17 protein-coding genes and 1 tRNA gene are annotated in these 14,933 nt (G+C 61.4%); 9 read left to right on the top strand and 9 right to left on the bottom strand.

Going from position 1 to position 14,933, the window contains the following annotated elements:
• The first annotated feature begins 127 nt into the window (after window positions 1–127).
• Together ACINK1_RS06420 and ACINK1_RS06425 are read left to right on the top strand one after the other, a co-directional pair.
• On the top strand, window positions 128–553 hold the full coding sequence (locus tag ACINK1_RS06420; RefSeq protein WP_376801438.1) for a DoxX family protein: 426 nt from the start codon (window positions 128–130) through the stop codon (window positions 551–553).
• Between the two features lie 77 nt (window positions 554–630).
• Window positions 631–1,470, top strand: coding sequence for a VOC family protein (locus ACINK1_RS06425; protein WP_376801437.1), 840 nt, complete (start codon window positions 631–633; stop codon window positions 1,468–1,470).
• Here ACINK1_RS06425 and ACINK1_RS06430 read toward each other — a convergent pair.
• Genes ACINK1_RS06430 through pcaH form a run of 3 tightly spaced genes read right to left on the bottom strand, consistent with a single transcriptional unit; the run spans window position 1,451 to window position 3,594 of the window.
• A complete protein-coding gene (locus ACINK1_RS06430; RefSeq protein WP_395760037.1) occupies window positions 1,451–2,278 on the bottom strand; it encodes a 3-keto-5-aminohexanoate cleavage protein in 828 nt (275 codons plus the stop codon). The genes ACINK1_RS06425 and ACINK1_RS06430 overlap by 20 nt on opposite strands.
• A gap of 36 nt (window positions 2,279–2,314) precedes the next feature.
• Complete coding sequence (pcaG, locus tag ACINK1_RS06435) at window positions 2,315–2,893, bottom strand: protocatechuate 3,4-dioxygenase subunit alpha (protein WP_376801435.1); 579 nt, start codon at window positions 2,891–2,893, stop codon at window positions 2,315–2,317.
• A complete protein-coding gene (gene pcaH, locus ACINK1_RS06440; protein WP_376801434.1) occupies window positions 2,893–3,594 on the bottom strand; it encodes a protocatechuate 3,4-dioxygenase subunit beta in 702 nt (233 codons plus the stop codon). Before pcaH ends, pcaG begins: the two co-directional genes overlap by 1 nt.
• Window positions 3,595–3,815: 221 nt before the next feature.
• Between pcaH and ACINK1_RS06445 the strand changes: the two genes are divergently transcribed.
• The 4 genes from ACINK1_RS06445 to ACINK1_RS06460 all read left to right on the top strand — a co-directional run bounded on the left by ACINK1_RS06445 (window position 3,816) and on the right by ACINK1_RS06460 (window position 7,334).
• Window positions 3,816–4,493 carry an extensin family protein gene (locus ACINK1_RS06445; RefSeq protein ID WP_395760038.1) on the top strand — a complete coding sequence of 226 codons (678 nt, stop codon included), beginning with the start codon at window positions 3,816–3,818 and terminating at the stop codon, window positions 4,491–4,493.
• A gap of 112 nt (window positions 4,494–4,605) precedes the next feature.
• Window positions 4,606–4,932 carry a hypothetical protein gene (locus ACINK1_RS06450; protein ID WP_376801432.1) on the top strand — a complete coding sequence of 109 codons (327 nt, stop codon included), beginning with the start codon at window positions 4,606–4,608 and terminating at the stop codon, window positions 4,930–4,932.
• Between the two features lie 110 nt (window positions 4,933–5,042).
• Window positions 5,043–6,149, top strand: coding sequence for an isocitrate/isopropylmalate dehydrogenase family protein (locus tag ACINK1_RS06455; protein ID WP_376801525.1), 1,107 nt, complete (start codon window positions 5,043–5,045; stop codon window positions 6,147–6,149).
• 102 nt (window positions 6,150–6,251) lie between these two features.
• Entirely contained in the window at window positions 6,252–7,334 is a 1,083-nt protein-coding gene (locus tag ACINK1_RS06460; protein ID WP_376803372.1) for an acyltransferase family protein, read from the top strand.
• Window positions 7,335–7,365: 31 nt separating this feature from the next.
• Here ACINK1_RS06460 and ACINK1_RS06465 read toward each other — a convergent pair whose 3' ends face one another.
• Window positions 7,366–8,142, bottom strand: coding sequence for a S9 family peptidase (locus tag ACINK1_RS06465; RefSeq protein ID WP_376801430.1), 777 nt, complete (start codon window positions 8,140–8,142; stop codon window positions 7,366–7,368).
• Between the two features lie 79 nt (window positions 8,143–8,221).
• Window positions 8,222–8,297, bottom strand: a tRNA-Ile gene (locus tag ACINK1_RS06470).
• 203 nt (window positions 8,298–8,500) lie between these two features.
• On the opposite strand from ACINK1_RS06470, the gene ACINK1_RS06475 reads away from it, so the two are divergent.
• Together ACINK1_RS06475 and ettA are read left to right on the top strand one after the other, a co-directional pair.
• Window positions 8,501–8,908 (top strand): hypothetical protein, encoded by a 408-nt coding sequence (locus ACINK1_RS06475; protein ID WP_376801429.1) that lies wholly within the window; start codon window positions 8,501–8,503, stop codon window positions 8,906–8,908.
• A 105-nt stretch (window positions 8,909–9,013) separates the two neighbouring features.
• Window positions 9,014–10,666: an energy-dependent translational throttle protein EttA gene (gene ettA / locus ACINK1_RS06480; RefSeq protein ID WP_376801428.1), complete on the top strand. Its 1,653-nt coding sequence runs from the start codon at window positions 9,014–9,016 to the stop codon at window positions 10,664–10,666.
• 126 nt (window positions 10,667–10,792) lie between these two features.
• Here ettA and ACINK1_RS06485 read toward each other — a convergent pair whose 3' ends face one another.
• Window positions 10,793–12,022 (bottom strand): YeeE/YedE family protein, encoded by a 1,230-nt coding sequence (locus ACINK1_RS06485; protein WP_376801427.1) that lies wholly within the window; start codon window positions 12,020–12,022, stop codon window positions 10,793–10,795.
• A gap of 180 nt (window positions 12,023–12,202) precedes the next feature.
• Here ACINK1_RS06485 and ACINK1_RS06490 point away from each other — a divergent pair, with 180 nt between their 5' ends.
• Entirely contained in the window at window positions 12,203–13,480 is a 1,278-nt protein-coding gene (locus ACINK1_RS06490; protein WP_376801426.1) for an amidase, read from the top strand.
• 6 nt (window positions 13,481–13,486) lie between these two features.
• Here ACINK1_RS06490 and ACINK1_RS06495 read toward each other — a convergent pair whose 3' ends face one another.
• Genes ACINK1_RS06495 through ACINK1_RS06505 form a run of 3 tightly spaced genes read right to left on the bottom strand, consistent with a single transcriptional unit; the run spans window position 13,487 to window position 14,929 of the window.
• A complete protein-coding gene (locus tag ACINK1_RS06495; protein WP_376801425.1) occupies window positions 13,487–13,930 on the bottom strand; it encodes a periplasmic heavy metal sensor in 444 nt (147 codons plus the stop codon).
• Window positions 13,931–13,944: 14 nt separating this feature from the next.
• A complete protein-coding gene (locus tag ACINK1_RS06500; RefSeq protein WP_376801424.1) occupies window positions 13,945–14,355 on the bottom strand; it encodes a hypothetical protein in 411 nt (136 codons plus the stop codon).
• Window positions 14,321–14,929 carry a sigma-70 family RNA polymerase sigma factor gene (locus tag ACINK1_RS06505; protein ID WP_376801423.1) on the bottom strand — a complete coding sequence of 203 codons (609 nt, stop codon included), beginning with the start codon at window positions 14,927–14,929 and terminating at the stop codon, window positions 14,321–14,323. The genes ACINK1_RS06500 and ACINK1_RS06505 overlap by 35 nt, the downstream gene beginning before the upstream one ends.
• Window positions 14,930–14,933: the final 4 nt, after the last annotated feature.

A 14,933-nucleotide genomic window follows, 5' to 3' on the forward strand; every position in this document is an offset into this window, starting at 1 on the left:
CGTGTATTATTTCCATTATAGAAATAATATCGGCATTTTTATCCCACTAATCATCAGAAGGGATATGACCTATTGTCTGGTCATGCGCCTCCCTGGTGAGGCGTCTGCCCTTTCAGGAGTTCATGTCATGTCGATATCGCAACAGGCCATAGCGGCAATGCTTCTTCGCCTCACTCTTGGCGTTACTTTCCTGGCGCATGGTTTGCTCAAACTGTTCGTTTTCACCGTGCCCGGTACGGTCGGGTTCTTCGAGAGCATTGGTTTTCCCGGTGCGCTTGCCTATTACGCCATCGCCATCGAGGTGGTGGGCGGTGTTATGCTGATCGCCGGCCTTTATGTGCGCTACGTGGCGCTTGCCGCATTGCCGCTGCTCGTCGGTGCGACCATGGTTCATTCCAGCAATGGCTGGCTCTTCTCGAATGCCAATGGCGGCTGGGAGTTTCCACTGTTCTGGACGATGGCCTTGATTGTCCAGGCGATGCTCGGCAATGGCGCTTATGCCTTGCAGGATGTTGTGAGCGCTTCCGGATCGCTGCGTAAAGTGGCAGCCTGAGCGCACCAGCAGGGAGCACGGCGCGTGATCGCTGCGCTCCTTGCTTTGGTATTTTCGCCCAACCAAGGTCAATCGTCATGCTTCAATCGCATCAGTCGCCGCTTCACATCGGCGCCGTTACCTTCAATGCCAAAGACGCGCCTCGACTTGCTGATTACTACCAGCAGATCATCGGTCTTGAGCTTGTTGACAGGCATGATGGACGCATATCGCTGGGATCGGGCGGCGAGGCCTATCTCCATCTCAACCATAGCCCGAGGGCGACACCGGAATCGCCGCGCTCAGCCGGGCTGTTCCATACGGCTTTCCTGTTGCCATCGCGGGCTGCCCTTGGCCGCTGGTTTGCGGGCGTGCACGGGCGAGGGGCGGAATTTTCGGGCGCGTCCGATCACGGGGTGAGCGAGGCTTTTTACCTCGATGATCCCGAGGGCAATGGCATCGAGGTCTATGCCGATCGACCGCGCGATGAGTGGCCAAGACGCGATGGCGGCGTCAACATGACGACCGAGCGCATGGATGTCGAAGGGGTGATTTCAGCTGGCGCGGTTGCTGAGGCCCATCGCGGTTTTCCGCCTGAAGCGCGCATCGGCCATGTGCATTTGCGGGTTGGCGATATCAACGCGGTCCGCAGCTTTTATGTTGATCAGCTCGGACTACAGGAAATGGACCGGCGGCCGGGCGGGGTTTTCTATTCTGCTGGCGGCTATCACCACCACATCGCCACCAATCAATGGCAGTCGGCAGGCGCGCCGGCGCGGTCGTCGGGCATGACCGGTCTGGCCGAGGTCGAGATCAGGGTGAGTGACAAGGCTGTCATGGCTGCCTTCCAGGCAAGGTCCAAGGCTGACGCCGATGGCCTCATCCGCCTCAAGGATCCAGCCGGGCTGGCCTTTGCGATCAGTTCGCCAAGCCCATGATGGCGCGCGCTTCGGCAACGCTTGCCGGATGACGGCCATATTGGGCGCACAGGTCGGCCACCCGTTTGACGAGCGCCGCGTTGGAGGGGGCCAGCGTGTCGCGATCCATGCGCACATTATCCTCGAGCCCGGTGCGGCAATGGCCGCCGGCGGCGAGCGACCAGTGATTGAGCGTCAGCTGGTCCTTGCCGATGCCAGCCCCTGTCCAGGTGGCCTCAGGCGCCAGCCGCTTCAGTGTTGATATGAAGAAATCGAACGAGGCGCGATCAACCGGCATGGCATTTTTTACCCCCATGACGAATTGCACGTGGAGCCGACCGGGGATGGCGCCTGACCGGCTCATTTCAACCGCCTTGAAGATCATCGACAGGTCAAAGGCTTCGATCTCCGGTTTGACGTTGTAGGTTTTCATCTCGGCGGCGAGCCAGTCGACAAGCTCGGGGCTGTTTTCGTAAACGCGGGTCGGAAAATTGACCGAGCCGGTGGAGAGAGAGGCCATGTCGGGTTGCAGTGGCAGCATGCCGCCGCGCTCGCGGCCTGCGCCCGAGCGCCCGCCGGTCGAGAACTGGATGATGATGCCGGGGCAGTGCTTCTTCAGACCCTCCTGCAGGCGGGCGAAGCGCTCGGGGTCGGAGGTCGGCGTCTGGTCGTCATTGCGCACATGGGCGTGAACAAGCGTGGCGCCGGCCTCGAAGGCAGCGTGGGTCGAGTCAATCTGTTCGGCGACCGAAATGGGGACGGCGGGATTGTCCTTCTTGGTTGGCAGCGAGCCGGTGATGGCGACGGTGATGATGCAGGGTGTCGTCATCGGCTGGTCCCTCAGGTGCTGGTCGTTGCGGTAAAATCACAGGTCAAAAAAGACAGTTTCCTGAGGCCCCTGCATGTGAATGTCAAAGCGATACTTGCCCGCCGCATGGTGATCGGCAATCAGGGTTGACCGGCGCCCGGCGGGCACGAGAGCCAGAACCGGATCATGGGCATTGGCTTTCACCTCGTCGGAAAAATAGATGCGGGTGAAGGCATGCAGCAGCAGACCGCGCATCATGACGGTGACATTGATAAAGGGAGCATCATCGGGTCGGGCGATGCCGGGCTTGATGGTATCGAAAAAGAACCCGCCATCAGCGTTGGTTCCGCAGCGCCCGAAGCCGGTGAAGCGGTTATTGACCCCGTCTGTGCCCGGATATCGCCCTGTGGCGTCAGCCTGCCATAATTCGATCATGGCGTCGTTGACCGGTTTTGCAGCCCCGTCGAAGACGCAGCCAGCGATATGTATATGCGTCCCTTCCACCTCCGGCCCGGCCATACAGGGGGTGACGATGCTCGCAAAATCGTAGCCATATTGCTGCGGCGTCAACCCGTAGGCAAAGTAAGGCCCAACGGTTTGTGACGGCGTCTGTCCAAGCTTCCCTCTGGTGCTCATCAGGCTTTTTCCCATACCGATGAATGGGTGCCGCGCAGGACGATGTCGAAGACAAAGCCTAGCGCGAAGCCTTCCTCGGTAACATCCAGCGAAAAGCTCGACACCATCCGGGTGCGGACGTTTTCGGGCGAACTGTTGTAGATCGGATCGAAGGTCAGCAGGGGGTCGCCGGGAAAATACATCTGCGTCACCAGTCGGGTGGCGAACTGCCTGCCGAAGACGGAAAAATGGATGTGGTTGGGGCGCCAGGCATTCGGGTGATTGCCCCAAGGATAGGCGCCAGGCTTGATGGTGAGAAAGCGATAGCGGCCCTCACTATCGGTCAGGCAGCGGCCACCACCGAAGAAATTTGGGTCCAGGGGGGCTGGATGCTGGTCTACCTTATGAATATAGCGGCCGGCGGCGTTGGCCTGCCAGATTTCAATCAATGCGCCCGGTACCGGACGCTTGTCTTCGTCCAGCAGACGGCCGGTGACGATGATGCGCTCACCCAGCGGCGCGCCATTGCGCTGACCGTTGCGCGTGAGATCGCCGTCAAGCGCACCGATCATCTCGTGGCCGAAAACCGGGCCATCGAGTGCGGCCAACGCAGGTTTGAGCGGTATCAGCGGTCTGGTCGGGCCGCGCAACGCGGTTGAGCGATAGCCGCTGTCGATATAGGCTGGCTGGGATGACCAATCGCGCGGGTTCAGATCGAGCATGGAATATCCTTGGTCATGTGGTCGGGCGGCCAGTCAACAATTTCGCTATGCCAACCGGTAAATGACCGGATGATAACCGTTTCAACTGCCGTCTCAAGGAATTTTGCCGGAGCGTCGCATGGATCGGTCGGGCATGCCCGGCATTGTTCTGGCGTATATGAGACAGGTCGAGGGTGAGAGCGGATCCGATGCGGCTGTTGCGGATGGTCTCCTGGACCAGCATGATGCTGCTTCCCTTCATCGCCAGCGCGCAAATCGCGCCCCAGCCTCTGCCACGCCCTGACGCGGTTCGGCCTGATCCCGTCCCGCCGGCAAGCCCTGCAGCGCCATTGCCTGACGAGGCGGCGGATTGTCTTGCCCGGCTCAAGCGGCAAAAGGTACGGTTCAACGTGACCGGCCGCAGCGAGCGTGGTTCCTGCAGCGTGGATAACACCGTCGAGATCGAGGCGGTGGACACGCCTTTCGGCTTGGTATCGTTTCCTGACAAGCCGGTCCTTGCCTGCGATTTTGCGGCAACGCTGACATCCTTTGTGCAGGATATCGCTGCGCCCCTGGCACGTGCCAGATTTTCTGCGCCTCTATCCCACGTAGCGACGGGCCCTGGATATGTCTGTCGCAACCGCAACAACCAGTCTGACACCAAACCAAGCGAGCATGCGCGGGCGGCGGCGGCGGACGTGACGATGTTTACTCTGGGCGATGGCCGGCAGATCGCGGTTCATCCGGATGATGGCAAGGACGATGCCGCCACACTTGCCTTTATCCGGGGCCTCAGACATGCGGCCTGCGGCTATTTCACAACTGTCCTTGGCCCAGGCTCCAACGCCGAACACGGCAATCATTTTCATTTCGATACGGCGCTGCATGGACGCACCGCCAATTACCGCATCTGCGAGTAGATGGCGGTCTGATCACGACGCGCTTGTTTCCACCAGAGGGAACGATTGCCCGCCGATCGCGTTTCATGGTCGTCAAGTTTGTCATCAAAATCGAAAAGTGGAGTTACCACTCATGACCAGGTCAGGTTTTACAGCCCTATTGTTTGCCGGTCTTTTATCCACGTCGTCAATTGCCCAGGCGGACAGCATCCCGATTCCCCAGCCGCGCCCAACCGAACTGGCGCAGGCAGTCATCGTGACAACGCCTGGCAACGTTTATTCAGGCAGAAGGATTGTGCGAGGCGAGCGTGTCGAGCGGCGCGGCAGCGAATGGAACCGCGGGCGTCACTATGGCTGGCGCAACTCTTATCGCGGTCGCGTTGCGAAGCGCACGGTTGTCCGCCACCCGGATGGTCGCGTGACAACAACCACGGAGGTGCGCCGCAACCGGCGTTACTGAGCTTCGATCACCTATCATCCCTTAATCGTCATCAAGCGGTGCAAGGTTGCGGCCTTGCGCCGCTTTTGCATTCGCGGTCTGGTATGGCTGGGGACAGGATCGGAGAGATGATGAACACCAATGACAGTTTCGCTATTGCCGTCTTGCCTGGTGATGGTGTCGGACATGAAGTGATGGCGCCTTGCCTCGCGGTTCTTGAAGCGGCGGCGGCCCGGATCGGCGGGCTTTCGTTTCGCTTCGAGACGCATCAGGCGGGCGCGCTGCACTATCGCGACCATGGCGTGGCGTTACCTGAATCAGCCCTTGAGGCGGCGCGCCACGCGGATGCGATTTTGCTCGGCGCCATGGGCTGGCCTGACATCCGCTACCCCGATGGCACCGAGATCGCCCCGCAGCTTGATCTGCGTTTCGAGTTTGGCCTGTTCGCCGGCGTGCGCCCGGTGCGCACCCTTCCGGGATTGACGCCGATCCTCAGCGATCCGCGCGCGGCGATGCTCGATTTCATCGTCATTCGTGAATCGACCGAAGGGCTGTTTGTGTCGCGTGGCAAGGGCAGGGTGATTGATGATCGCGAGGCGCATGACACACTGACGATCACGCGCGCGGTATGCGAGAAGCTGTTTGACAGCGCCTTTGCGCTTGCCCGCCAGCGCAAGGCGCGGGGCGGCAAGGGTCTTGTCACCTGCGTCGACAAGGCGAACATCTTCGCGTCCTATGCCTTCTTCCGCAAGATTTTCGATGAGCGGGCAGCGCTTAATCCCGACATTGCGGCAAACCATCTCTATGTCGATGCGGCAGCCCTCGACATGGTGCGCCGGCCCTGGACACTTGATGTCATGGTGATGGAAAACATGTTCGGCGATATTCTCTCCGATCTCGGCGCCGGGCTGATGGGCGGCATGGGCTTTGCTCCTTCCGCCGATATCGGGCTCCAGCACGCCGTCTTCCAGCCCTGCCACGGCACGGCGCCTGACATCGCGGGTCAGGGAAAAGCCAATCCGACGGCAATGATCCTCTCGGGCGCCATGATGCTCGACTGGCTTGGGGAAAAACATGGCAGACCCCAGGCCCTGCGGGCAGCAAGCCTTATCCGCGAGGCGGTGGACAGCATCTATCGCGAGGGGACGCAGCCCTGCGAAATCGGCGGCGGCGCAGGAACGGCGGAGATCGGAAGAAGGGTGCTCGCGGCGCTGGGCAGTCTGCCGATGACTGTTTGAAATCATAGACCAACTGGTCTTTGATGCCCGGTGTAAGGGCGTTTTTACACTTTTCTGCCATCTGTGAGCGTTATGGCAGAGTTATCCGAACCGTCGACGAGCATGCAGGGTGCAGCTCCCGCAATGCCGCGGGCAAGCTTTGCCGATACGGCCCGTGGCATCTGCATCATCATGGTGGTAATGATGCATTCAGCGCTTGGTGTCGGTGTGGCGATGAACGGGACGGGCTTCGTTCACGACATAATCGCCTTTGCCAAGCCGTTCCGGATGCCGGATTTCTTTATGGTGTCCGGGCTTTTCATCGCTGGCTCGCTGACGCTGCCATGGCGGCAATTCCTTGATCGTAAAGTTGTCCACTTTGCCTATTTCTACGGGTTGTGGCTGCTGATCATTCTGCTCGTCAAGGCTGGTGAGCTGCGCCTGTTGTCACCCGGCGCGTTTCTCGAGGCCTATGCGGCGGGTCTGGTTGAACCCTTCAGCACGCTGTGGTTCATCCATCTGCTGCCGTTCTTCTTCCTCTTTGCCAGATTGACGCGCGGGCTTGCGCCGTTTGCCGTCCTGTTCCTCGCCGTGGCGCTTCACCTTCTCGCCGCGTCCTGGCCGGGAGACGATCCTTATGCGATGGGGTCGACGCTGACGCGCTCGACAATGGTCAACAGCTTCTGCCTTTATCTCATCTATTTTCTGATCGGCCATCATTTCCGCGCGCGTATTTTTGCGTTCGCAAGGTTGGTCAGTGCGCGACCCAAGGTGGCAATCTTTGGGCTCATCTTTTGGGCGTTGGAACAGGCGATAGGGGTGAGGACGGGGCTTGCCGATATTCCGGGGTTTACCCTGTTCTATGCCATCTTCGGTGTGCTCGCGGTGGTGACGCTGGCAAGCCTGCTGGAGCGCTGGCGTTGCTTCGACTGGCTGGCGATATGTGGGCGGCACTCACTGACCATCTACCTGTCATTTGTATTGCCGATGGCGGCTGGCCGTCTGGTCCTGGTCAAATCTCAGCTGTTCGACAGTGTCGGTCTGGTGTCAGCGCTGGTGACGGCGGGTGCGATCATGGCGTCGCTGGCGCTGGGTGCTGCGGTCCGGGGCATGTGGCTTGGTTTCCTGTTTCGCCGGCCGGCATGGGCGCATCTGGCGTCAAACAGCGCGGGTGCCACATCTCCGCCGGCCCGCTTGCCGGTTTGATCGACAGCAAACAGCCTTGGCCGGCTGGCAGTTACGCCAGCGCGGTTCCACGGTTCAAATAGCGACCGGCCCAGCCAGCGATCAGTTCGGCGGCGTAATCGGCATCCTCCTTGCGCGAGACGAAATGATCAGCGTCATCCAGCGACACGAAGCTCTTGGGATGTTTCGCGGCAAGGAAAATGGCTGACGCATTCTCGATGCCGACGACTGAATCAGTTGGCGCGTGGAGGACAAGCAAGGCCCGCTTCAGCCCGGCGATCCGTTCGCGCTGGGGCTGGTCGCGGATGTCATCGAGCAAAGCGCGGCCGATGCGGAAGGTCTGTTTGCCCAGACGCACGTCAGCCTCGCCCTCGCTTTCGATGACCTCGACTGCGGCGGCGAAGTTATGCTCGACATGCGCGGTATCAGCAGGCGCACCGATGGTGACGATGGCGCGTACTTCCGCAATGCGTTCGGCAGCAGCGATAACGGCCGCCCCGCCCAGGCTGTGGCCAACCAGCAACCCCGGGGCGGCGAAGGTCGAGCGCAGATGATCGGCGGCGCTGATCAGATCATCGACACTTGAGGAAAAGGTCTGCTCAACGAAGGTGCCGCCACTTTGGCCGATGCCGGCAAAATCAAAGCGCAGCGTGGCAATCCCGCGCGCCGCAAGTGCTCGCGAGACGCGGACGGCCGCGCTTGAATCCTTGCCGCAGGCAAAGCAATGGGCAAAAAGGGCATAAGCCGAAGGGGTCCCCGTGGGGCGTTCAAGCCGCGCGGATAACTGGACGCCCGTCCTTGAGGTGAAGGTAACCGGTTGTGTATCCATGGGCCTCTATCCGTTCGATCCACCGGGGCATGCGGGCGATCATTATAGCAGCGCGCGGCGGCGCGCCGGAAGACAGAAATGGTGGGCCCGGCAGGACTCGAACCTGCAACCAAGCGGTTATGAGCCGCCGGCTCTGACCATTGAGCTACGGGCCCCCGCGCCGGAGGCGCTTCCAGTTAGCCTGTTTGCGGCTGCAGGTGAAGCTTCCAGTTGAACCTTGGTTCAACACCCGATTGCGAGTCATTTCAAATGCTTGTGTCAGACGCCTGAGATGACAAGGGCTTAACGATCAGTTAACATCAGCATGTCGGCAGCGTGTCCGCGAGGGTTTTTCGCGGAATTGCGGAGGATCAGAGCAATGCGTCGTGTGGTTGGAATGGCAGTGATGGCAGGGAGCCTTGTGTTCGCCTGGCCGGCTTTGGCCCAAAGCCCCTATGGCTATGTCGGCAGCAGCAATTCAGCGCCCTATCTTGGCTTTGTCGGCGGTGGTGGCGGACCCTATGTGGTCAATTACGGCACCTTTGTCATCGGCGTGCCGCAGCCCGTCATCCGGGTTGTGCAGCCGGCGCCCGTCATTGTCATCAACCAGATCAGCCAGCAGCGGCGCCCCCGCCAGCGTGCAGCGCATGATGCCTGCGCGCCGGTCGTGCTGACAGTACCCGACGGCCCGTTCAAACCCTTCGCTGCCTGCCCGCCGGGTGGAGAATCGCCCCAGCTGCTGCGCCAGACGCCAGGCGCCAAGATCATCCGCATCACCGATAACTGAACCCGACGACGCGGACATTGCTTGAGGGCCGGGGCTGGGCTACAAGCCAGACCTCGTCGCGACCAAACGCGACCCCCATCCCTTGAGCACGGACCGACGACAGCCATGGCGCGGCAGTTCATCTATCATATGAAGGGTCTGAAGAAGACCTATACCGGGGGCAAGACCGTCCTCGACAACATCCACCTGCAATTTTATCCCGACGCCAAGATCGGCGTGCTTGGCATCAACGGTTCGGGCAAATCGACGCTTTTGCGCATCATGGCCGGGCTCGACACGGAATGGACGGGTGAAGCCTGGGTGGCGGAGGGAGCGCGGGTCGGCTATCTGCCGCAGGAGCCGCAGCTTGATCCCAGCAAGACGGTGCGCGAGAACGTCAAGATCGGGGTTGCTGCCAAACAGGCGGTGCTCGATGAGTATAACGCGCTGATGATGGATTACACGGACGAGAACGCCGAGAAGGCATCCGCGCTGCAGGACATCATCGATGCGCAGAATTTGTGGGACCTCGACAGCAAGGTCGATCAGGCGATGGACGCGCTGCGCTGTCCGCCCGATGACTGGGCGGTCGACAAGCTGTCAGGCGGCGAACGACGCCGGGTCGCGCTCTGCCAGTTGCTGCTGAGCCAACCGGAATTGCTCCTGCTTGACGAGCCGACGAACCATCTGGATGCGGAGACGGTCGCCTGGCTCGAAAACCATTTACGCGACTATCCCGGCGCCATCCTGATCGTCACCCATGACCGCTATTTCCTCGACAATGTGACGGGGTGGATCCTCGAGCTCGATCGCGGGCGCGGCATTCCCTATGAAGGCAATTATTCGTCGTGGCTGCAGCAAAAGCAGAAGCGCCTCGAGCAGGAAGGGCGCGAGGAAGCCTCGCGGCAGAAAACCATCGAGCGCGAACGTGAGTGGATTTCATCCTCGCCGAAGGCCCGCCAGTCGAAATCAAAGGCGCGCTATGAGCGCTACGATGAACTGGTCAAGAAGGCCGCCGACAGTGGACCGACAACCGCGCAGATCATCATTCCGGTCGCCGAGCGGCTGGGACAGAACGTCATCGACTTTAGCGGCCTGCGCAAGGGCTATGGTGACAAGCTGCTGATTGATAATCTCTCCTTCCGCCTGCCGCCGGGCGGGATCGTCGGTGTCATCGGCCCCAACGGCGCGGGCAAGACGACGCTCTTTCGCATGATCAGCGGTGATGACACGCCCGACGCCGGGACGATCACGATCGGGGACAGCGTGCAGCTGGGCTATGTCGATCAGTCGCGTGACAGCCTCGATGGCAAGAAGACCGTGTGGGAGGAGGTGTCCGGGGGTAACGACATCCTCTATCTGGGCAAACGCGAGATCAATTCGCGCGCTTATTGCGGTGCCTTCAATTTCAAGGGGGGCGACCAGCAGAAAAAAGTAGGCCAGCTGTCAGGCGGCGAGCGCAACCGCGTTCATCTGGCGAAGATCCTGCAGAAGGGCGCCAACGTCCTGATGCTCGACGAGCCGACGAATGATCTTGATGTCGAGACGCTGCGGGCGCTGGAAGAAGCGCTGGAAGATTTCGCTGGCTGTGCCGTCGTCATCAGCCATGACCGCATGTTCCTTGACCGCATCGCCACGCACATCCTCGCCTTTGAAGGCGACAGCCATGTCGAATGGTTCGAGGGCAATTTCCAGGATTACGAGGAAGATAAAAAACGCCGCCTTGGGGCTGACGCGGTCAATCCGAGGCGCATCAAATACAAGCAATTCGCGAGGTAGGGAGTAGGGAGTAGGGTTTGCGATGTGATCGCCCTCTTTTTTCCCTCTCCCCTTGCAGGAGAGGGCGGCCCGCAGGGCCGGGTGAGGGGAACTCCCGCAAAGGACACCGCTCAGATCAGCCTCAACTCAACACACCGGCGCGTCATCCTGGCGTTTTTCGACGAGGTCGAAAAACGGTCTGAGCCGGATGCCAATCGCACTGCCGAGGATACCGGCGGGCACCCAGACGAAGCCTGCAAGATCGCCGGCGGCGACGGCGCTGAAATAGGCGCCGATATTGCAGCCGTTTGACAGGCGGGCGCCATAGCCCATGAGGATGCCGCCGATGAGGGCGCCGATCCAGGCGAGGTTCGAGCCGCCGCGGCGCGCGTCAAAGCGCCCGGCGCTGGCAGCGGCAAAAGCAGCGCCGAGGATGATCGCTAGATCCATGACGGAGGCCTTGTCGGCGAAGATGCTGGCCGTGAGCTGATCGGCCTGTCCGGTCAACACCCAGTAATCCCAGTGCGATGGGTCGATACCGACGGCTTGCACGATCTTGCCGCCCCACAGCATGAAGGCGGAGGTCTCGCTCCACGGAAAGCCGCCGATGATGAGGGTGGCGACGTTGAGAAGGGCAAGGCCGATGCCGCCCCAGATGAGTGGCCATGGCCCGATCAGCAATGTCTGCCACGACAAGCGGGCGGTGAGATCAAGCTCCGAGAGGCGGGCGCGGCGGCGGGCAAAGACAAACATCGCCGCGAGCAGCACCAGCTGAACCGCAAGGCCCGCCTGCCAGCCGAAGACACCCATCATGGTGGTGGCGGGGAGCGCCGGCAGGCCCCACCAGAAGCCGATATGGGTGGCGACGATGGTGGAGCCGATGACGAAGCCGGCGAGCGTCGACAGGAGTTTTCCGTTGCCGCCACCCAGTGCGAAGAGCGTGCCGGAGGCGCATCCGCCACCGATCTGCATGCCGATGCCGAAGAGGATCGCGCCAAAGATATGGGTGATGCCGATCGGCGTTGCCGGGCCGCCGATGGGCTGGCCGAGAAAACTGCCGATCCCGATCAGTGGAAAGAAAAACACGCTCGTCAGCGCCAGCATGATGGCGTGGGCGGCAAGGCCAGTACCGTCACGGTTCTCGAGGAGCAGGCGGAAGGCGTTGGAGAAGCCAAACGAGGCGCGATAAAGGACGATACCAAGGAGCGCGCCCACCAGTGTCAGCGCGGCCAGCCGCCAGCTGCCGCCGTCCACCGTGACAGCGTTGAGCGCGACAGCAACGAGCGCGCCGACAGAGGCAACCAGCACCAGCCGGTTGATGTCAGAGCGTGGAGCGGGGCTGGTGTTGTTCAAAACGACGCGGTCGACAAGGCTCATGATGAATTGCGTCTCCAACCCTTTGACGAGCTTCTGTCTAGAATATTATCGAGGAAAAAGCCGCCCCAGACATTGGTCTTAACGGTGAATTGATCCTGCCACGATCCGGCAAGGCCTCTTGCTTTTTATCAGCGCTTCACCGAGTTTCGTATCTCCTGATGCAAGGTCGTTCAAGGTCACATGATGTCGCCAAAATCTCCGTCTGCCGTGCTTCCCCTCCTCAAGCGCATCGAGGAAGGGCAGACCACAGCGAACGTTGCCTTCGACGGTTACGCGCAGGCGATCTCTGCCAGCGAGCCCGTGATCAAGGCCTTCGCTCACCTTGATATCGAAAGCGCACGCCGCCAGGTGAGCGCTTCTTCGCGGCAGCCGCTCAAGGGATTACCGGTCGCCATCAAGGACGTGTTCGAAACGGCTGATATGCCGACAGCCTTTGGCAGCGAGATCTATGCCGCCAACCGTCCGCCGGCCGATGCGGCGATTGTCATGATGGCGCGCAAGGCGGGCGGGACGATCATCGGCAAGACAACGACGACAGCCTTCGCCCATCTCGATCCGACAATGACCGAAAACCCTGTGGCGCCAGGTCATACGCCGGGTGGCTCGTCGGCTGGCAGCGCTGCGGCGGTTGCGGGTGGCATGGTGCCGTTTGCGGTTGGCACGCAGACCGGCGGCTCGGTGGTGCGTCCGGCATCCTATTGCGGCATTGCTGGCTACAAGCCGAGCTATCGCCTGCTGCCGACGGTTGGCCTCAAGCATTTCTCGTGGTTTCTCGATACCGTAGGACTTTTCGCGCCGACGGTCGCTGACACAGCCTTCTTCGCCGGCGCGCTCACCGGCCGTCCCTTGCGTGTTGATGGCGTCAATGCCTTGCCACCATCGCTCGGGATCATCGACGTTCCGGATTGGGGGATGGCCGACAAAAGCATTGGCGAGGCGGTGATGGCGGTGGTGCAGGCTGCCGAGCGCGCCGGTTCAAAGATTGTCGCGGTCGGGAATGTCGCTGTTCTGCACGAAGCGTGGGAGGCGCATGCGGCCATCCAGATGTTTGAATCGGCCATGGCGCTTGCCTTTGAATATGAGCGCTACCGTGAGCGCTTGCCGCCGCTTGTGCGCGGTGAGCTGGACGCGGCGCAGAAGATCGGGTTTGCCGAATATGACGAGGCTCGCGCGATTGCCTCGCGGGCGCGGCGGGAGATGAAGCGGATTTTCGGCACCCTTGATGTGCTGGTTCAACCTGCCGCACCCGGGCCGCCGCCGGCAACGCTTGCCTCGACGGGGCGGGCTGTCTTCAATCGCCTGTGGACGATGACAGGCGATCCGGCGATTTCGGTGCCCGGCATGCGCGACAGTGCCGGATTACCGCTCGGTGTTCAGGTGATCGGCCCGTTTGGCGAGGACCACAAGACGCTCGCCGCCGCCCATTTCATCGAAGGTGTCATCGCGCGCCTTCACTGACCATGTTCAACGCCAGCGCGACCCCTCGCCGTGGCGCTCGCCAATGCGGGCGCGCTCGGCTGCCGGCAATTGGCTGACGCTGGTCAGAATGGTTTCCTGGGCCTGCTCCTGCAGTTTGACCGTGAGCTCACGCACGTCGCGCATCAGGCCGCGCACCTGATTGACGTCAATGACGGGAGAGCGGAAGGCTGCGGCGATTTCCTGCCTCTTGCTGCGGATGGCATCGACCGAGGCGCGGATCGCGTCACGATCCTGCCGCAGCTGGCGACCAATGGTGCGGCGCAGATCGGGTGGAAAATCCTCCAGCATGCCGGCAATAGGAGGGCCACTGCGGAAAAAGTGCGGCCATGGACTGCCGCGCACCAGAAAACCCAACATGAAAAAATTAACGCCAAGCGACAGGAACATGACGATCAGAACGGCCCAGGCCCAGCGTCCTTTAATCAGCATTGCCGTATCTCCCCTCAATTTCCCGTAATCAGCGACGTCGTGCCCAACGCCATTTCGGCATAGGCGAGTACATCACTCTCGCCAGTTGTCAGCAGCTGGCTTGCGACGAGGCCGGCGATCATGGCTGCGACAGCCCAGCTTCCGCCGAAGGCCAGCGTCAGCCGTGCGACCTTCCGGTGCCGGCGTTCGCCCATCAGCGACAGCGTGCGTGCGGCCATGCCGCTGCCATAGGCGATCGGTGCCGGCGGCACCTCCATGCTGCTGGCGATCAGCCCTTCGAGGCGGGTCATATCATCCCACGCGGCGGCGAAACTGGGATCGGTGGCGCGGGTCTGTTCCATCACCTTGAGGAGCGCCGGTGGCCAGCGCGCCGAATTGGCGCCGTAACGCTCAAGCGCGGTGAAGAGGTCGTGATCGACGCTCATTTTCTTTCTCCTCTGTCATCCATCCGCTCTCGCGAAGCTGGTCACGCAAACTGATGCGCGCTCGTGTCAGTGCAGCCTCGACGGCCTCGATGGTAATGCCAATCATGCCGGCCACTTCGGCGTTGCTCAACCCTTCGCCGTAGGTCAGCACGACCACCTGGCGCTGGCGCTCGGGCAAGTTGCTGATTGCCTTGTTGACCGCCTGGCGTCGCTCGTTTTCATTCATGTTGTCCAGTGCATCGGGGCGCTCATCAATCGGCTCGGCAACAGCATCGAGCGCTACCAGGCGGCGTGTCTTAAGGCGCCGCGAGCGGTCGAAAGCGAGATTGGTGACCACCCGGTAGAGCCAGGTCGAGAAGCGAATGCCTTCGTGCCGCCATGTCTTTGCCTGAACGAAGGCGCGGCAAAACGCCTCCTGCACCAGATCATCGGCATCGGCACTGTTACCGGTCAGGCGGAAGGCGAGCCCGCGCAATTTATCGGCATGGCGCGATACCAGCAGCGCAAACGCGCGCTCCTCGCCACGCGTTGTGGCGGCGAGGAGATCATCGTCGCTCTGGTCGCTCTCAGCCATGGGC

Origin of the sequence: Raskinella chloraquaticus (SeqCode), assembly GCF_021731865.1 — a bacterium.
Lineage (GTDB): Bacteria > Pseudomonadota > Alphaproteobacteria > Rhizobiales > UBA4765 > Raskinella > Raskinella chloraquaticus.